This window comes from Pseudomonas sp. GNP013, assembly GCF_054343995.1.
In genome coordinates, this window is sequence record NZ_JBTGUT010000001.1 from 1,307,315 (window position 1) to 1,325,422 (window position 18,108).

The window sequence follows — 18,108 nt, forward strand, 5'->3', positions numbered from 1 at the left end:
AGTCAAGTGTGGGAGCTGGCTGGCTCCCGATAGCGTCAGCCCGGACGCCGCCTATTTGGGCCCAAGTATCTTCGCCAACTTGTCCGGAGACGGGGCGCCTTGCTGTTGCTGCAGGCCGCCTTTTTCATCCAGGTAGAAAATCGCCGGCGTCGCCGATAACTCCAGCTCTTCCATCAGCTTCATGTTGGCGTCGAGCTTGGCCTCGATAGTGGCCGGGATCTTGTCCAGCGCCTGCAACTTGCTGGCCTTGCCGGCAGCCTCGTGTTCCTCCAAGGCTTTTTGCGGATCCTTGGCGGCGAACAGGGCCGCGGATTTTCCGGGGCTGTCCTCGCGAATAATCCCGACCATGATGTGGCGCAACTGCACCTTGCCGGCGTTTACCCACGGGCGTGCCTGCTCCCAGAACATGTTGCAGTACGGGCAGTTGGGGTCGCTGAACAGGTAAACGGTGCGCGGCGCGTTTTTATCGCCATCCTGGATCCAGCTGCTTTTTTCCATCTTGGCCCAGACTTCCTTGGCCATCGGCGCGTACACCAGTTTTTCCAGGGGCGCGCTGCTCAGGTCATTGCCCTGTGCGTCGTACAGGTTGCCGGCGAGCACGCTGTTGCCGTCGGCGGTCAGGTACAGGGCCATCCCGCGGTTCTGGTATTGCGCGGCGTAGCCGGTCAGGCCGCTGGGGGCGTCGAACTTGCCGAGGATCTTTGCGCCCTTGGCTTCGATCTGTTTGATCGGGGCCGGCCAGTCTTCGGCCTGGGCCAGGGTGGCCGCGAGCGTCAGCGGCAGCAGGGTCAGCAGGTGGCGGAGGCTTGGCATGTCGGTTTCCTTTGCGGTGCAGTGTCGAAGGGTTCCATGGCGCGGGCCAGGCTGGCTTGGGACAACTCGCCCAGGTGGCTGTTGATCAGGCGCCCATCGGCTTGGTAGAACAAGGTGGTCGGCAAGGCCATGGAGCCCACGGCCTGGCCGAGACGGCCGCTGGCATCGAACAGCACGTTATCGAGGGTCAGGCCCTGGGTGGCCAGGAAGGTGCTGACGCTTTGCATGCTTTCGGCCTGGTTGACGAACAGGAACGTCACGTCCGGCCGTTGGTGTTGCGCGCGTTCCAGCACCGGCATTTCGCGACGGCACGGCGGGCACCAGGTGGCCCACAGGTTGATCACCAGCGGGCCGCCCTTGTAATCGGCAAGTTGCACCTCCTGGCCATCGGCAGTGCGCAGGGTGATCGAGGGCAGTTGCGAACCCTTGTCGTAGAGGTTCAGCGACAGGCTGGTGATGCCCCAGAACAACAGCCCGGTGATGACGCCCGCGCTCAGCGGCTTGCGCAGGGCCGGGCGGCGCCAGCCGTAGGCGAGGGCGGCAAGCACCAGCGCGATGATGCCGGGCCAGGCGAGAAAACCGCCGTCGCGCAGGTCAACCATCTGCAGCCAGTCGCTGCGATAGTCACTCCAGTACATCAGCACGAAGCTCACCCGCGCCGCGAGCATGCCCAGCAGAAACAGGCTGAACAGCACCGACTCGGGGTTCTCACCGCCACGCTTGGCCACACGCCAGCCCACCAGGGTGGCGAGAATCAGCGCGCTGATCAGCAGGATGTGATTCAGCGCGATGGCGAAGGTGCCGATGGTCAGGGTCAGCATCAGCGGGCGTCCCGGGTCTGAGTCCAGCGTTGCAGGAAGGCGTCGGCGTCGACTTCACCGGTGATGCGCCGGGCGCGGCGTTCTTCACCGTCGGGGCCGATCCACACGAAGCTTGGCGGCCCCGGCACCTTGTAGCGGCCGAGCAGTTCGCGGCTGGCGGCGTTGTCGGCGGTGACGTCCAGGCGCAGCAGGCGCACGTCCTTGAGGGCCTGCATCACCTCGGCGTTGCCGAACACCTGTTTTTCCATGATCTTGCACGACACGCACCAGTCGGCGTAGTAGTCCACCAGCACCCACTGGCCCTGGGCCCTGGCGCTGTCGAGCTGATTTTGCAGGGCGACCGGGTCGTTGATCGTGGTGAAGGCGTCGTGTGCCTCGGCGGTAGCGGCGCGCGAGCCGCTGTAGACGCTCAACGGTTGCCACAGGTCGTCGCTGCCACCGGCTGCACCCACCACCAGTACCGCACCCCACAGGCCCAGCACCACGGAGCCGGCGCCAAATACCTTGGCGGCCAGACCGTATTCACGGGCCAGGCCCCAGCCGCAGTAGGCCATCACCAGCGCCAGTGCGCCCCACAGGCCAAGCCACAGGCTGTCGCCGACCACTGGGCGAATCATCAGCACGGCCGTGCCCAGAAACAAGAAACCGAAGATGCCCTTGAGCACGTTCATCCAGGTGCCCGGCTTGGGCAGGAAGCGGTTGCCCACGGTCACCAGCAGCAACAGCGGCACACCGATGCCGATGCCCATGGCGAACAGGATCAGACCGCCATGCAGCGCATTGCCGCTCTGGGCGATATAGAGCAGCGCGCCGGCCAGTGGCGCGGTCATGCACGGGCCCACCAGCAGCCCGGACAAGGCGCCGAGGATGCCGGCGCCCACCAGGCTGCCACCGCTTTGCTGGCGGCTGGCGTTGTCCAGGCGGTCACGCAGGAAGGTCGGCAATTGCAGTTCAAAGAAGCCGAACATCGGCAGGGCGAGGATCACAAACAGGGCGGCGAAACTGCCGAGGATCCACGGGGTTTGCAACAACGCGGCGAGGTTGGCGCCGGCGAGTGCGGCCAGCACGCCCAGCGCGGCATACACCAGCGCCATGCACACCACGTAGCTGCCGGCCAGGGCCAGGCCACGACGTGGGCTGGCGCCACTGCCCACCACCAGCCCGGCAAGAATCGGCAGCATCGGCAATGAACACGGGGCAAACGCCAGCAACAGGCCCAGGCCGAAGAACGCCAGCACACTCCAGCCCAGGCTGCGCTCTTGCAGGCCGCTGGCCAGGCTCTGGTCCTGAGCCTGGGCGGTGGCGGCTACGGCCGGGTTGCCGCCCAGGTCGACGGTGATCGATTGCGGCGGGTAGCACAGGCCCGCATCGGCGCAGCCCTGCCAGCCGAGCTTGAGCTGGCCGGTGGCACCGGCGGGGATCTTCACTTCCAGGCCCTGGCGATACACCTCCTGCTCGCCGAAGAACTCGTCGCTATGGGCCTCGCCCTTGGGCAGCGTCGGCTTTTCGGCGAGGCCTTCGAACTTCATGCGTTGCTGGTACAGGTAATAACCGTCGGCAATCTGCCAATACAGCTGGGTCTCGCCACTTTCCAGGCGCTCGGAAGTAAAGGTGAACGCCTTGCCCACCGGGAGGAAATCGGGTTTGGTGTCGAAAGGGTTGCCAGGCGAGGCCTGGGCCAATCCCGCAAGCATTACCAGCAAAAAGGTAAACAGATGCCGCATGGTCAAGCCTTAATCCCGTACAAGTTGAGGCACACAATGTGTGGCGTTGATTAACCGATGATTAACCGGGCGCTATTCTAGAGTGTACGGATCAGCGGGTGTTGCCAACATTGGCGGCATAATGCGCGCTTAATCCCTGCATTCTCTAATCACGCCATCTTTCATGAAGGGTTCAGCATGCACGTACTGGTCTGTGAAGACGATGAACTGATCGCCAGCGGCATCGTGGCCGGTCTCACCGCCCAGGGCTTCACCGTGGAGCGCGTGGCGAGCGCTGGCGCGGCGCGGGCGATGCTCAAGGCAGCAGCGTTCGACATCATGGTGCTCGACCTTGGCCTGCCCGACGAAGACGGTCTCAAGCTGCTGCAGCAACAGCGCAGCCAGGGCCTGGAAATCCCGGTGCTGATCCTCACCGCACGGGATTCGGTGACCAACCGTGTCGACGGCCTGCAAGCGGGTGCCGACGACTACCTGCTCAAACCTTTCGACCTGCGTGAACTCGCCGCCCGCCTGCAAACCCTGCTGCGCCGGGTGGCGGGGCGCAGCGTCAACCTGATCGAACATGGCCGCCTGGCCTACGACCCCAGCAGCCGCGAGACTTTCCTTGGCGGCCAGCCGGTGGACCTGTCGCGCCGCGAGCAGGCATTGTTGCAGGCCCTGCTGCACAACAAGGGCCGGGTGCTTTCCAGCGAACAGCTCAAGGACAGCGTCTACGGTTTCAGCGACGAGCTGGAAAGCAACGCGCTCAATGTGCATATCCATCACCTGCGGCGCAAATTGGGCAATGGCATCGTCGAAACAGTGCGTGGCCTTGGCTATCGTTTGGGCGCTGCCGATGAAGGTCGCCCTGATGAGGGAGAGAAGGTTTCGTGAAAAGCCTGCGCCTGCGCCTGACGTTCAAGCTGGGCGCCGCTTTTGTGTTGATCTGGGCGCTGGCGGCGACCTGGATGCTCAACGACCTGCGTAACCAGATGATGTTTTCCCTCGACCAGCGTCTGGTCGCATCGGCGCGCATGGTGGCGGGGCTGACCGAGCAGATGCCGGGCCTGGCCAGTGTCAGTGGCGGCGCGCGTTTCAGCGCCGAACACCTGCATGTGCCCGGTGGCATGGCCTGTCAGGTCAGCTCCTTGCGCGGGGAAGTCCTCGCGCGCAGCCACACCACCCCGGATGAGGGCCTGGAGTCGCACCAGAGCGGCTTTCGTGACCAGCTGATCGACGGCGTGGCCTGGCGCAGTTTTACCCTCAGCCGTGGCGACCTGTTGATCACCACCGCCGACCGCCATGCGGAGCGCGAAGCGTTGAACACGTCGATCCTGCTGGCGGCCTCGGTGCCGGTGGGTGCGGCGATGCTGGGGTGTCTGTGCCTGTTATGGCTGGGCATCGGCCAGAGCCTGCTGCCGCTCAATCGTATGCGTGATGCCTTGATGCGGCGCAGTGCCGACTCCCTCGAGCCGTTGCAGATTCACCCGTTGCCCAGCGAACTCAAACCGCTGCTCGACACGCAGAACCAACTGTTGCAGCGTATTGCCAAGACCATCGAGCGTGAGCGCCGCCTCACCGGCGACGCCGCCCACGAGCTGCGCAGCCCGCTGACGGCGATCAAGACCCACCTGCAAGTGGCCCGCATGACCGATGGTGCGGCCCGCGACCAGTCGCTGGCCCATGCCGAGGCAGGCGCCGACCGCCTGCACCGCACCCTCGAGCAATTGCTGCTGCTGGCGCGGGTGGAGGGCAGCCTGTCGTTCGACGATGGTGTGCAGTCCAGCGCCGAAGAGGTCGCCAGGCTGGCGATCCAGGATGCGAATGCCGGTGACAACAGGCGCATCGACCTGATCCTGCCGGACAACCTCTCGGCCGCCCCGGTGGAAATGCCGGTGGGCCTGGCGGTCGCCGCGCTGCGCAACCTGCTCGACAATGCCCTGCGCCATACTCCGGCGGATACCCGCGTTGAACTCAGTGTGCTGACCGCCGCCGACTGCGTGATCTTTCGCGTGCGTGACCATGGCAAGCAGATCTCCAGCGAAGACCTGCAGTACCTGACCCAGCGCTTCTGGCGCAACGGCAACAGCGAAGGCTGTGGCCTGGGCCTGGCAATCGTGCAGGCGATCGTGCAGCGCTGTTCCTGCTCATTGAAATTCGACAGCCAGCCGGATGGTTTGCGCGTCGAACTGGGCATGCCGCTGCGGCGTTGATTGTTTTTTCAGGTGCCAGATAGTTACCGCCATCCTGGGGTTCAAGCCTTCAGGATGGCGGTAATTTTTTTGCGCTTGAACGGGCTGAACGATTCGGCCTGTATTGAAAAGGATGGTTCTTATGTTGGTCATTGACAGCAGTTTCCCCGCCACGGGTTTCAATCAGCGCAACGGCGAGCAGGTGCAGCAGATAATCCTGCACTACACCGCCGCGCCGTTTGCCTCCTCGTTGCGCACCCTGACCCAGGATGGGGTGAGCGCCCACTACCTGTTGCCCGACCCGAACGAATCCGGCTATCGCTGCGCCGGGTATGACGAGTTGCGCGTGTTTCGCCTGGTAGAGGAAGACCAGCGGGCGTGGCATGCCGGGGTGAGCCATTGGGGTGGGCGGGACAACCTCAACAGTCGTTCGATTGGTGTGGAGATCGTCAACCTGGCGCGGGATGACAAGGGGGTGTTCACGTTTCCTGCGTATGCTCCGGAGCAAGTGCAGGCATTGATTGCGCTGGTGCGCGATGTGCTTGGGCGGTACCCACAGATGGGGCCGACCGACATTCTTGGGCATTCGGATGTGGCGTATTGGCGCAAGAGTGATCCAGGGCCGCAGTTGCCGTGGCGGTTTTTGTTCGAGGCGGGCGTGGGTGCCTGGTTTGATGAGGCGACCCGCAGAATGTATCTGCGGCGTTTCAACCTCGGGTTGCCGCCGGAGGTGGAGTTGGAGCGGGCGTTTCAGCGGTATGGCTACAAGGCGGCGGCGAATCGTCAGGGGTTTGAGCTTCGGACGCGGGCGTTTCAGATGCATTTTCGGGGGCGGGATTATGGTGGGGTTTTGGATGCTGAGACGTGTGCGATTTTGTATGCCCTGAATGAGAAGTATCGGGGGCTTTGATGGGGGGTATATCCGTTATTCAGGTCACGGCGGCTTAGGGTTCCGCCCTTGCGGCGGTTCACGTCGAAGACAAAATGGGGGAGGGGGCTTGCTCCCAATGGCTGAGTGTCAGTCAGCTTATTGGTCGCTGAGCCACTGCCATCGGGAGCAAGCCCCCTCCCACATTTGGATCTCCATTGGTCTGATGGATATCACGCGGCTTTTGATCTCAGGCGCCCCGTCAACCACGCTGGCCGCACGCAGGCGAGGTGCCGAGTGGTGGGGCAAGAGCGGGATATACACCCAACTAACCGAAAAAGCCCCCTAAATCCCCCCCACCCTCAAGCGTCTCCAACTCAAGCAACCAAACAGCGTATTGAGGGATTCGAAAGATGTCAGTCGCTACCAGCCGTATCGAAACCACCCCGGCGCACCCCGCCGAAACGCTCTACCAGTTCGACGAAACCCCACTCCTGGCCCGCCAGCGCCAACAGGAATCCAACGCGCGCAGTTACCCCCGGCGCATTCCTCTGGCGCTCAAGCGGGCCAAGGGTATCTACGTGGAAGACGTTGAGGGCCGCAGCTTCATCGATTGCCTGGCCGGCGCCGGCACGCTGGCGTTGGGGCATAACCACCCGGTGGTGATCGAGGCGATCCAGCAGGTGCTGGCCGATGAGTTGCCATTGCACACCCTGGACCTCACCACGCCGGTCAAGGATCAGTTCGTGCAGGACCTGTTCGGGCTGCTGCCGGCCGAGCTGGCGCGGGAAGCGAAAATCCAGTTCTGCGGCCCAACCGGCACTGATGCGGTGGAAGCGGCGTTGAAGCTGGTGCGCACCGCCACCGGGCGCAGCACGGTGCTGTCGTTCCAGGGCGGTTACCACGGCATGAGCCAGGGTGCGCTGAGCCTGATGGGCAGCCTGGGGCCGAAAAAACCCTTGGGTGCGTTGCTCGGCAATGGCGTGCAATTTCTGCCTTATCCCTATGACTACCGTTGCCCGTTCGGCCTGGGTGGCGCGGAGGGTGTGCGGGTCAACCTGCATTACCTGGAGAATTTGCTCAACGATCCCGAAGCCGGGGTGCTGCTGCCGGCGGCGGTGATTGTCGAAGTGGTGCAGGGCGAAGGCGGTGTGATCCCGGCCGATCTCGACTGGCTGCGTGGCTTGCGCCGCATCACCCAGCAGGCAGGGGTCGCGTTGATTGTCGATGAAATCCAGAGCGGTTTTGGCCGCACCGGCAAGATGTTCGCCTTTGAACACGCAGGCATCATCCCGGACGTGGTGGTGCTGTCCAAGGCCATCGGCGGCAGCCTGCCGCTGGCGGTGGTGGTGTATCGCGACTGGCTCGACACCTGGCTGCCGGGCGCCCATGCCGGTACGTTTCGCGGTAATCAGATGGCCATGGCGGCGGGGTCGGCGGTGATGCGCTACCTCAAGGAACACGACCTGCCGGCCCACGCGACGGCGATGGGCGAGCGCCTCGGCGAGCACTTGCGCATCCTGCAGCGCGATTACCCGCACCTGGGTGATATTCGCGGTCGCGGGCTGATGCTGGGGGTGGAGCTGGTCGACCCACTTGGTGCGCCCGATAGCCAGGGCCATCCGCCGGTGCATCGCGAGTTGGCGCCGCTGGTGCAGCGCGAATGCCTCAAGCGTGGACTGATCCTGGAACTGGGCGGGCGCCATGGCAGCGTGGTGCGCTTTCTGCCGCCGCTGGTGATTACCGCTGCCGAGGTCGACCGCGTTGCCGACCTCTTCGGCCGCGCCCTGGCAGCGGCCGTCGCCGGCCTCTAATTTTTTACACGGCCGGTACGTTTCTACAGATATCAGCGCTGCGCGTGGTGCGCAGCCAGCCTTTGAGCGATGGAGAACAGCAATGACCTCAGTATTTGACCGCGACGACATCCTGTTTCAGGTAGTGGTCAACCACGAAGAACAGTATTCCATCTGGCCTGACTACAAAGCCGTGCCGGAAGGCTGGCGCACTGTGGGCAAGAGCGGCTTCAAGAAGGAGTGCCTGGCTTACATCGAAGAAACCTGGACCGACATGCGCCCGTTGAGCCTGCGCCAGAAGATGGATGGCGCCGCGTTGGCCTAGGCACCACAGATCAAAATGTGGGAGGGGGCTTGCTCCCGATAGCGATGGGTCAGCAATGCATGCAGCGGCTGACACTCAGCCATCAGGAGCAAGCCCCCCCAACCTTTAATTCGTGCTGCCTTGCGACTTGTCTTTTTCCAATCCCGCCGTCACCACCTGCACACTCAAGCGCGGCGTCGCCAGATCCATTCCGGCCTCGTCCAGCTGCCGCTTGAGCGCCAGGTTGAACGCTCGCGACACCTCCCATTGTTTGATCGGCGCGGTCTTGAACCGCGCGCGCAGGATCGCGCTGCCCGACTCGAAACTCTCCACCCCCTGAATCTCCAGCGGCGACCAGATATTGCGCCGTTGCAGCGGGTCGTTGCGCATCTTCTGGCCGACGTCGCGCATCAGCTTGATCGCGTCGTCGATTTCCATGTTGTAGGGGATCGCCACACGGAAGATCGCGTAGCCGAACTCCCGCGAGTAGTTCTTGATGCTTTTGATTTCGCTGAACGGGATGGTGTGCACGATACCGTCGATGTCGCGCAGGCGCACGGTGCGGATGGTCAGGCCCTCGACGGTGCCGAGATGGCCGCCGACGTCCACGTAGTCATCGATGGCCAGGGAGTCTTCGATGATGATGAACAAGCCGGTGATCAGGTCTGCCACCAGCGACTGCGCGCCAAAACCGATGGCCAGGCCGATCACACCGGCACCGGCCAGCAGTGGCGTGACGTTCATGCCCATGTTCGCCAGGGCGACGATGGCAGCGATGATGAAGATGGTCACGAACAGCACGTTGCGGATCAACGGCATCATGGTCTGCGCACGCGCATTGGCCAGGCCCTTGCGCGAGCGGGTCAGGGCGTGGTGGATCGCGGTGTCGCTGAGGATCCAGATCAGCCAGGCAAACAGCAGCGTGCCGCCCAGGCCGAACAGCTTGACGCTGATTTCATGGCCGTCGCCTTCGGTAAAGCGAATCAGCGACAGGCCCCATACCCGCAGGCCCAGTTCGATGAACACCAGCCACACCGCCAGGTGGGCCAGGGTGTAAACGAAGTTTTTCAGGCGCTCGGAGTACAGCGCATGGCGCTTGTGCCCGCGCATCGGCTTGAGGGCGTGGCGGCGCACCAGACCGTTGATGACCATGCACAACACCAGCAACACCGTGCACAGCAGCGATTGGCGCAGGGCGGTGCTGGTGTCGCCGGCAGACAGGAACGTGGCGAACAGCGAGATGCCCACCAGCAGCAGTGCCGGGAGATACCAGAACGAGCCGATGATCGACAGGGTGTCGCTGATGGCGCGGCGATTAAGGCGGCGCGACAGCGGCTGGTTGCGGATCAGGTGCGCAATCGGCCGGCGAAAGCGCAGGATAAACACGCCGGTGGACAGCGCGGCCATCACATTCGCCACAGTCGCGGCGGTATGGGCCAGGTGCTGTCCGAGGGCCTGCATCATGCGTGGGTCGCTCAAGGCTTCGCCGAACGCAGCGAAACTGCCGATCAGCCACAACGGGCGGAAGGCCTGGTGGCGCAGGATGTACAGCGCGCGATGGCGATGCGGGCCATCGAGCAGGGAAAAGGCAATCACGCAGATCGCCGAGAAACAGGTGCCCACCACCAACGCATAGGCCAGCACCATCGCCAGGGATTTACCCAGCGACGAGGGCAGCGCGTAGCTCAGGTACACGGTGATCACCAGTGCGATCAGCCACGGGCCGAGCTTGCGCAGGGCGAAGCGCAGCATGTCCCAGGTGCGCGGGTGTTGCGGCAGTTCCTCGGGCAGGCCAAAGCGCTCGCGCAGGCGGTGGCTCAGCCAGATCAGCGCGGCAGCCAACAGGCTCCACAGCGCAAGGATCAAGGCGAAACCAAAGATGATCGGCAGCCATTCAGTGGCCGGCAGCATCAGGGCGCTCAATTCGTCCCTGGCCTGGTCGACTTCACTGGACCAGCGTCCCAGCGGGCTGTCAGCCCCGGAAAACTGTGATTCGAGGCCCGTCAACGTACTGCCGATCAACCCCAGCACGCCTTGCTCGGCCGCCGGCTGGGCCTTTTGCGTGGCGGCACGCAGTTTCTTCAGATCGCTCAGCAGTTGGGTGCGCTGCTGGTCGTTTTCGAGGGTCTTGATCACCTCGTCCAGCGACTGGCCCAGCGGCACTTCTGCCTGGGGTTGGGTCTTGGTGCCGCTGCCCAGCAGGCCGGGCAGGCCCACGGCCTGCGCAGGTGAGAGCGGCAGCAGAGTGAGCAGGGCGATCAACAGGTAGCAGGGCAGGGCAAACAGACGGGAAAGCACGAGGCGGTCAACCTTGAAAACGACGAGTGGCCCGAGTGTACGATTGCACGCGGCATTCGGCCAGTTTGGCGAAAGTCTTGTGCACGACAGTGCAGGTCAGGTGCACACAGAACCTCTGAGGGAGGGGCAAGCCCCTTCCACATCAGGGCAGGTCGCGACTGCTGTAGAACGCGCCGAGTACCTTCACCAGATGCGCCAGGTCATGGCTGCCGCACAGCTCGCGGATCGAATGCATGGCGAATGTCGGCAGGCCGATGTCCACGGTGCGCACGCCCAGGTGACTGGCAGTGATCGGGCCGATGGTCGAGCCGCAGCCCATGTCGCTGCGCACCACGAAGCTCTGCACCGGCACTTCCTGGGCCATGCACAGGTGGCGGAAGAAGCCTGCGGTTTCGCTGTTGGTGGCATAGCGCTGGTTGCTGTTGACTTTGATCACCGGGCCGGCATTGAGCTTGGGACCGTGGTTGGCGTCGTGCTTTTCCGCATAGTTGGGGTGCACGCCGTGGGCGTTGTCCGCCGACACCAGCAGTGATTTCTGGAGGGTGCGCACGAACGCTTCGCCTTCGGGCAACAGGCGGCGCAGGGTCTGCTCGAGCATCGGGCCATCGGCACCGCAGGCCGAGCAGGAGCCGACTTCTTCGTGGTCGTTGCACACCAGCACGCAGGTTTCGTCGCTGTCGCTGGTGAGCAGGGCCTGCAGGCCGGCATAGCACGACAGCAGGTTGTCCAGGCGCGCGCCGGCGATGAAGTCGCCGTGCAGGCCAATCACGGCCGCGCTTTGGGTGTCGTAGAAACTCAGCTCGTAGTCAAGCACCACATCGGCGTTCAAGCCGTGTTCGCGGGCCAGTTGATCGGTGAGCACGGCGCGAAAGTCCACACGCTCGTCACCGGCAAACTGCGCAAGGATCGGTGGCAATTCGGTCTGGGCATTGATCGCCCAGCCCTGGTTGGCTTCCCGGTTCAGGTGAATGGCCAGGTTGGGAATGATGGCAATCGGCAGCTTGAAGTCGATCAATTGGCTCTCGACCTTGCCGTCGCGGCGGAAGGTCACGCGGCCGGCCAGCGACAGGTCGCGGTCGAACCACGGTGCCAACAGTGCGCCGCCGTAGACTTCCACGCCCAACTGCCAGAAACCCTGGCGTTGCAACTCGGGCTGAGGCTTGACGCGCAGGCACGGGCTGTCGGTGTGGGCGCCGACCATGCGGATGCCGTCCTGCAGCGGCGACTGACGGCCGAGCTTGAAGGCGATGATCGAGGAGTCGTTACGGGTGACGTAGTAGCGACCGTTGGCCTCGGTGGCCCAGGTGTCGCGCTCGTCGAGACGCTGGTAGCCGGCCGCTTCCAGACGCTGGGCGAGGGCGGCAGTGGCATGAAAGGGAGTAGGGGAGGCCTTGAGAAAGTCGATCAGGCCTTGATTCAACGCTTCGCGCATAAATAGCTCCAGACAGCAGTGCGCGGAGTTTACCGTCCGATTGTCAGAAGTGCACAGTACAAATGTGGGAGCAAGCCCCTCCCACATTTTTAATGCATTGGCAGCTTTAGAACGGGGCGGGGCACTCGAAGCGCAGCCGCTCGCCGCTCTGCGGATGCGTAAAGCTCAACATGCTCGCGTGCAGGCACAGGCGCGGCCATGCGGCCAGGGCCTGTTCATGGGCGTACAGGCCATCGCCCAGCAACGGATGGCCAATCGAGAGCATGTGCACGCGCAACTGGTGCGAGCGCCCGGTGATGGGTGTCAGCTCCACGCGGCACCAGTCGCCGCAACGTTCCAGCACCTTCCAGAAGGTCAGCGCGTGCTTGCCGAATTCGTGGTCCACCACGTGGCGCGGCTTGGTCGGCGGGTCATAGCGCAGGGGCAGGTCAATGCTGCCGCTGTCCAGTGCCGGCTGGCCCCAGGCCAGGGCGGTGTAGGCTTTTTCTGTTTCGCGGTCGTGAAACTGGCGAGACAGTTCGCGATGGGAATCCGCGTCCCGCGCCAGCAGGATGATCCCCGAGGTTTCCCAGTCCAGGCGATGCACAATGCGCGCTTCGGGGTAGCCGTTTTCCTGCAGGCGGGTGATCAGGCAGTCCTTGTTGTCGTCGGCCCGACCGGGCACCGAGAGCAGCAGGGTAGGTTTGTTGACCACCAGGACGGCGGCATCCTGATGCAGGATATGGATGTTGGACAGCGGCATTAAACAGCCTCGTAACAAACGCCAACGGCGGCTCGACCACCCGGTTCCCCTACAGGGATCAAGGTGACCGAGCCGCCGCAGCGGCCGCCTGTTCGATCAACGATCAGGCAGGGTGATATTGAGTTCCAGAATCGAGCAACTGCCGTCGTTTTCCAGGGCGACATGCACGTCATCGTTGCCGATATTGACGTACTTGCGGATCACTTCAACCAGTTCCTTCTGCAAGGCCGGCAGGTAATCCGGGGTGCTGCGTTGGCCGCGTTCGTGCGCCACGATGATCTGTAGACGCTCTTTCGCGACCGACGCGGTACTTGGCTTTTTGTTGGCGCGAAAGAAGTCGAGAAATTTCATTGTTCAATTGCCTCCAAAGATACGCTCGAAGAATCCCTTCTTCTTGACGTCGAGGAAGCGATGGTCAACGGTCTTGCCCAACAGGCGGTCAACCGCATCGCTGTAGGCCTGGCCGGCGTCGCTCTGGTCATCGAGAATCACCGGCACGCCCTGGTTGGACGCCTTCAGCACCGCCTGGGACTCCGGGATCACACCCAGCAGCGTCACCGCGAGGATGTCCTTGACGTCTTCCACGCCGAGCATTTCGCCATTGCTGACGCGCTCAGGGTTGTAGCGGGTGAGCAGCAGGTGTTCCTTGATCGGCTCTTCGCCTTTCTCGGCGCGCTGGGACTTGCTGGCCAGCAGGCCGAGCATGCGGTCCGAGTCACGTACCGACGACACTTCCGGGTTGGTGACCACGATGGCTTCATCGGCGAAGTACATCGCCAGGTGAGCACCGGTTTCGATACCGGCCGGGGAGTCGCACACCACGTATTCGAAGGTTTCCTTCAGTTCGGCGAGGACTTTGCCTACGCCTTCCTTGGTCAGCGCGTCCTTGTCACGGGTCTGGCTGGCGGCCAGCACGTACAGGTTCTCAAGGCGCTTGTCCTTGATCAGGGCCTGCTGCAGGTTGGCTTCGCCGTTTACCACGTTGACGAAGTCATACACCACGCGGCGCTCGCAACCCATGATCAGGTCGAGGTTACGCAAACCGACGTCGAAGTCGACGATGACTGTCTTGTGGCCGCGCAGTGCGAGGCCGGTACCGATAGCGGCGCTGGTGGTGGTCTTACCCACACCACCCTTGCCGGATGTAACCACGAGAATCTTGGCCAAGGTGTTTCACCCCTAAGGAAAAAGGACTTTTCAGCCCCTGAAAAACATCTCTTGAAACTCGCTGCAGGCGGACAGCCTGTGTAGGAAAAAGACTCGGTTTCCACGGGGGACGCCAATTTTCAGTTATTCCTACGCAAGTATTGCCGGTTTCGCTTTGCTATCAGAGTCTAGAGATGCTTGGAAAATGCGGCAGTATCCGTTAAAGACGGGTGATGTTCAACACATCGCCCGACAGGCTGACCTGTACCCCGGCCCCCCACAGCGGGTCGCGGCGTAAATCTTCGGCAACCTTGTACTGACCCGCGATGGATACCAGCTCAGCGGTCAACTGCTGGCAGAAAATACGGGCCCTGGTATCACCCTTGATGCCGGCGAGCGCACGGCCGCGCATCGGACCGTATACATGGATGTTGCCATCGGCGAGAAGTTCCGCGCCGGGACTGACCGAGGAGACTACAACAAGGTCGCCGCCCTGGGCGTAAATCTGCTGCCCGCCGCGTACGGGGGTGGTGATGATCTTTGTAGGCTTGATCAGCGGTTCCGCCGGTTTTTCCGGTTTTTTCTTCACCTCGCCTTCGCCTGGATCCAGCGGACGCTCGCGTGCGCCGGACGGTGGCAGTACTGGCAATTCAATTGCGATGGCCGCGGCAATGTCTTCGATCCGGCTGGCGCGAATTGCCAGGGTACGCAAGCCGTGGGAGCGGCAGACGCGCATCAGGCCGGGCAGGTCGACAGCGCCCTGACCGGCGGGCAGTTTGTCCAGGGCCAGTACCAGCGGGGCATTGTTGAAGAAGTTCGGCGCGAGGGCGACCTTGGCGGCGAGCTGGCGGTCCAGGGCGTCGAGGTCGTTGCGGGCCAGTTCCAGCACGGTGATGGCGAGCATGCTGCCTTTCAGCTGGAACACGGGATCTTGGTCTAGCGGTTCGGTTTGGCTCATGGTCGGCAAAAGCGGCTTGTCACGAAAAGTGTCGAGACTTATAACGAGAACATCCACTGGCCGCAAGCCGAGTCGAACCGTTGTAGAATGCGCGGCCCTGTCTTTACCGGAATCTGTAATGGATCGCCCGCGTTTTCGAGCTGTATTTTTTCACCCGCGTTTTTGGCTGCTATGGCTGGGGCTCGGCCTGCTGTGGCTGGTCACCCAATTGCCGTACCGGGCGCTGTTGACCATTGGTCGCCTGCTGGGTGCGGGCATGTACCGCGTGGCCGGCGAGCGTCGCCGCATTGCCGCGCGCAACATCGAGCTGTGCTTCCCGCAGAAGTCCGCCCGGGAGCGCAAGCGTCTGCTCAAGGAAAATTTCGCCTCCACCGGCATCGCCTTTTTCGAAATGGCCATGAGCTGGTGGTGGTCGCGCCAGCGCCTGGCGCGTCTGGCTCACGTCGAAGGGCTTGAACACCTCAAGCAGGCGCAACTGGACGGCAAGGGCGTCATCCTCATGGCCCTGCACTTCACCACCCTGGAAATCGGCGCGGCCCTGCTCGGCCAGAAACACACCATCGACGGTATGTACCGCGAGCACGGCAACCCGCTGTTCGACTATATCCAGCGCCGTGGCCGCGAGCGGCACAACCTTGACTCGCTGGCGGTGGAGCGTGAAGACGTGCGCGGCATGCTCAAGCTGCTGCGCGCCGGGCGCGCCATCTGGTACGCGCCGGACCAGGACTATGGCGCCAAGCAGAGCGTTTTCGTACCACTGTTCGGCATCCAGGCCGCCACCGTCACCGCCACCAGCAAGTTCGCCAAACTCGGTAAGGCGCTGGTGGTGCCGTTCACCCAGGAGCGTCTGGCCGACGGCAGCGGCTATCGTCTGATGATCCACGCACCATTGACCGACTTCCCCGGCGAGAGCGATGAAGTCGACGGCCTGCGCATCAATCAGTGGGTCGAGGCTGCTGTGAGTGAATGTCCCGAGCAATATTTGTGGACCCACCGCCGCTTCAAGAGCCGGCCACCGGGCGAGCCCAAACTGTACGAAAAACGCCGTCGATAACCGCCATTTTTCCCCACATGGAGTGATGCAATGCGTTCAGCCGAACCGGTCACAGGCTTGATTCTTTCCGGCGGCGGGGCGCGAGCGGCCTATCAGGTGGGGGTACTGGCGGCGATTGCCGAACTGTTGCCGCCCGGTGCGCCCAATCCGTTTCCGGTAATCGTCGGCACCTCGGCCGGGGCAATCAATGCGGTGAGCCTGGCCAGTGGCGCGATGGATTTTCGCGCGGCGATCCAACGGCTTACGGCGTTCTGGCAGGGTTTTGGCAGCCATCAGGTGGTGCGCAGCGACTGGCCCGGGGTGATGCGCCAGGCCAGTCGGTTTTTCATCCACAGCCTGCTCGGCCTTGGCCGGCAATGTCCGGTGGCGTTGCTCGACAGTTCGCCCCTGCGCGACCTGTTGCAGGACAAACTGCACTTGCCGGGCATCGATGAGGCGATCCGCAACAAGCACCTGCATGCGGTTGCGATCACAGCGTTTGGCTATGAGTCCGGGCAAGCGGTGACCTTCTATCAGGGCGGCGGCACCATTGAGGCGTGGTTGCGCCACCGGCGCATCGGCGTCCCCACGCAACTGACCGTCGAGCACCTGCTGGCAAGCTCCGCGATCCCCTTGCTGTTCGCTCCGGTAAAACTCGACCAGGAATACTTTGGCGACGGCGCGGTGCGCCAATCCGCCCCGATCAGTCCGGCCCTGCACCTGGGCGCCAGCCGGGTACTGGTGGTGGGCGTCAGCGGCAATCTACGCAGTCATGAACCGTCGATGCCGCGCAGTTTTACCGGCCAGCAGCCGACCCTGGCGCAGATCGGCGGGCATATGCTCAACAGCACGTTCATCGACAGCCTGGAGAGCGATATCGAGTTGCTGGAGCGCTTGAACCAGTTCAGTCATGCCGCGCCCGGCGTTGCGGCAGTGGAGGTGCTGGTGATCGCGCCCAGCCAGCCGATCGATGAAATTGCCGCGCGGCATCGCCAGGAATTGCCGGCGGCGCTGCGGGTGTTTCTGAAGGGGCCGGGGGCGACGAAGACGAGCGGGGCGGGGGTGTTGAGTTACTTGCTGTTCGAAGCGGGTTATTGCAGCGAGTTGATTGAGTTGGGCAGGCGTGATGCGTTGGCCAAGCGCGAGGAAATCACCCGATTCCTCGGCCTGCCCGCAATCAACGTTTAGAAGTGGTATTTGACCAAAAAGCTCGCCGTGTCCTGGGTGGTCTTGAACGCGCCGGAGTCTTCGATGCCGTACTTGTTCTTCCAGTAGTCGTACTCAAAGCCGACATACAGTTGTTTCTCGCCCCAGTGCAGCGCCTTGCCCAGGTCGTATTTTACCTGCGGGTTGAAGTGCAGGTTGGCGTGGTAAGTGCCGCGGGCGTTACGGTCGTTGTCCACCACCCAGTCGATGAAACCATCAATCAGGATGTTCGAGTTGCCCACCGGCAGGGTGTAGGCCCACACCGGCGTGATCTGCCAGACACCGTCACCCGGGCGATTGCCTTCGGTCTGGCGCTGGTAGAAGTTCAGCTGGAAATAGTCGAAGCCGGGGACGTTCAAATCAAAGGCCGGGCCGAGCAGGTAGGACTCGTTATCGCCTTCGCCGAACTCGTAGGTGAAGGCCAGCAACACGTCCTTGATCGGGCCGAGCGACAGGTCCTTGTCCAGAATCTTGCCGAATGACAGGCGCGGGCTGAACTCGCCGTAGTAGGTATTCGGGCCGACGTTGCCGTCTTCCTTGCCGTTGTAGAAGATGCGGTCGAGGAAGAAGAAGTTGTCGCCGTACTTCCAGGCGTCGGCATGTTCGAAGGTCACGGTTTGCTGGATCTGTGGGTTGACCGTAAAGTTTTTGCCCCACAGGTAGGTCAGGCTGTTGTTCTGCCACTGCAGCAAATCATCGGCCATGGCCTGGCCGCCGGCCAGCAGGGATCCTGCCAGCATCAGGCCTTTGAACATAGATTTCATTCGGTGCTCCCGAGTTTAAGGTGGTGTGTTTCTGC

The 18,108-nt window shown here is 63.0% G+C and carries 17 protein-coding genes; 7 read left to right on the forward strand and 10 right to left on the reverse strand.

Annotated elements, in window-relative coordinates:
* Positions 1 to 51: 51 nt before the first annotated feature.
* From dsbG to dsbD, 3 genes are read right to left on the reverse strand one after another with little or no spacing between them, the layout of a single operon-like run.
* Positions 52 to 813, reverse strand: coding sequence for a thiol:disulfide interchange protein DsbG (dsbG, locus tag ACXX81_RS05930; protein WP_458571352.1), 762 nt, complete (start codon positions 811 to 813; stop codon positions 52 to 54).
* Positions 789 to 1,634: a TlpA disulfide reductase family protein gene (locus ACXX81_RS05935; RefSeq protein ID WP_209983397.1), complete on the reverse strand. Its 846-nt coding sequence runs from the start codon at positions 1,632 to 1,634 to the stop codon at positions 789 to 791. Before ACXX81_RS05935 ends, dsbG begins: the two co-directional genes overlap by 25 nt.
* Complete coding sequence (gene dsbD / locus ACXX81_RS05940; protein WP_231421601.1) at positions 1,634 to 3,358, reverse strand: protein-disulfide reductase DsbD; 1,725 nt, start codon at positions 3,356 to 3,358, stop codon at positions 1,634 to 1,636. The genes ACXX81_RS05935 and dsbD overlap by 1 nt, the downstream gene beginning before the upstream one ends.
* A 177-nt stretch (positions 3,359 to 3,535) precedes the next feature.
* Here dsbD and ACXX81_RS05945 point away from each other — a divergent pair, with 177 nt between their 5' ends.
* The 5 genes from ACXX81_RS05945 to ACXX81_RS05965 all read left to right on the forward strand — a co-directional run bounded on the left by ACXX81_RS05945 (position 3,536) and on the right by ACXX81_RS05965 (position 8,515).
* A complete protein-coding gene (locus tag ACXX81_RS05945) occupies positions 3,536 to 4,231 on the forward strand; it encodes a response regulator (RefSeq protein WP_209983393.1) in 696 nt (231 codons plus the stop codon).
* Complete coding sequence (locus ACXX81_RS05950) at positions 4,228 to 5,550, forward strand: ATP-binding protein (protein ID WP_209983391.1); 1,323 nt, start codon at positions 4,228 to 4,230, stop codon at positions 5,548 to 5,550. Before ACXX81_RS05945 ends, ACXX81_RS05950 begins: the two co-directional genes overlap by 4 nt.
* A gap of 121 nt (positions 5,551 to 5,671) precedes the next feature.
* On the forward strand, positions 5,672 to 6,439 hold the full coding sequence (locus tag ACXX81_RS05955) for an N-acetylmuramoyl-L-alanine amidase (protein ID WP_458571353.1): 768 nt from the start codon (positions 5,672 to 5,674) through the stop codon (positions 6,437 to 6,439).
* Positions 6,440 to 6,810: 371 nt separating this feature from the next.
* Complete coding sequence (locus tag ACXX81_RS05960; protein ID WP_209983387.1) at positions 6,811 to 8,211, forward strand: aspartate aminotransferase family protein; 1,401 nt, start codon at positions 6,811 to 6,813, stop codon at positions 8,209 to 8,211.
* Positions 8,212 to 8,293: 82 nt separating this feature from the next.
* Positions 8,294 to 8,515: an MbtH family protein gene (locus tag ACXX81_RS05965; protein ID WP_057008136.1), complete on the forward strand. Its 222-nt coding sequence runs from the start codon at positions 8,294 to 8,296 to the stop codon at positions 8,513 to 8,515.
* A 105-nt stretch (positions 8,516 to 8,620) separates the two neighbouring features.
* Here ACXX81_RS05965 and ACXX81_RS05970 read toward each other — a convergent pair whose 3' ends face one another.
* The 6 genes from ACXX81_RS05970 to minC all read right to left on the reverse strand — a co-directional run bounded on the left by ACXX81_RS05970 (position 8,621) and on the right by minC (position 15,070).
* Complete coding sequence (locus ACXX81_RS05970) at positions 8,621 to 10,792, reverse strand: mechanosensitive ion channel family protein (RefSeq protein ID WP_209983385.1); 2,172 nt, start codon at positions 10,790 to 10,792, stop codon at positions 8,621 to 8,623.
* A 142-nt stretch (positions 10,793 to 10,934) separates the two neighbouring features.
* Positions 10,935 to 12,224: a M18 family aminopeptidase gene (locus tag ACXX81_RS05975; protein ID WP_209983383.1), complete on the reverse strand. Its 1,290-nt coding sequence runs from the start codon at positions 12,222 to 12,224 to the stop codon at positions 10,935 to 10,937.
* Positions 12,225 to 12,330: 106 nt separating this feature from the next.
* On the reverse strand, positions 12,331 to 12,966 hold the full coding sequence (locus tag ACXX81_RS05980; RefSeq protein ID WP_209983381.1) for an RluA family pseudouridine synthase: 636 nt from the start codon (positions 12,964 to 12,966) through the stop codon (positions 12,331 to 12,333).
* 96 nt (positions 12,967 to 13,062) lie between these two features.
* Positions 13,063 to 13,317 carry a cell division topological specificity factor MinE gene (gene minE / locus ACXX81_RS05985; protein WP_003175252.1) on the reverse strand — a complete coding sequence of 85 codons (255 nt, stop codon included), beginning with the start codon at positions 13,315 to 13,317 and terminating at the stop codon, positions 13,063 to 13,065.
* Positions 13,318 to 13,320: 3 nt separating this feature from the next.
* On the reverse strand, positions 13,321 to 14,133 hold the full coding sequence (gene minD, locus ACXX81_RS05990; protein ID WP_057008132.1) for a septum site-determining protein MinD: 813 nt from the start codon (positions 14,131 to 14,133) through the stop codon (positions 13,321 to 13,323).
* A 199-nt stretch (positions 14,134 to 14,332) separates the two neighbouring features.
* Positions 14,333 to 15,070 carry a septum site-determining protein MinC gene (gene minC / locus ACXX81_RS05995; protein ID WP_231421603.1) on the reverse strand — a complete coding sequence of 246 codons (738 nt, stop codon included), beginning with the start codon at positions 15,068 to 15,070 and terminating at the stop codon, positions 14,333 to 14,335.
* Between the two features lie 118 nt (positions 15,071 to 15,188).
* Between minC and ACXX81_RS06000 the strand changes: the two genes are divergently transcribed.
* Positions 15,189 to 16,124 (forward strand): lipid A biosynthesis lauroyl acyltransferase, encoded by a 936-nt coding sequence (locus ACXX81_RS06000; protein ID WP_458571354.1) that lies wholly within the window; start codon positions 15,189 to 15,191, stop codon positions 16,122 to 16,124.
* Between the two features lie 30 nt (positions 16,125 to 16,154).
* Positions 16,155 to 17,291 (forward strand): patatin-like phospholipase family protein, encoded by a 1,137-nt coding sequence (locus ACXX81_RS06005; protein WP_231421604.1) that lies wholly within the window; start codon positions 16,155 to 16,157, stop codon positions 17,289 to 17,291.
* Here ACXX81_RS06005 and ACXX81_RS06010 read toward each other — a convergent pair.
* Positions 17,288 to 18,073 carry an outer membrane protein OmpK gene (locus ACXX81_RS06010; protein WP_231421606.1) on the reverse strand — a complete coding sequence of 262 codons (786 nt, stop codon included), beginning with the start codon at positions 18,071 to 18,073 and terminating at the stop codon, positions 17,288 to 17,290. The genes ACXX81_RS06005 and ACXX81_RS06010 overlap by 4 nt on opposite strands.
* Positions 18,074 to 18,108 lie beyond the last annotated feature (35 nt).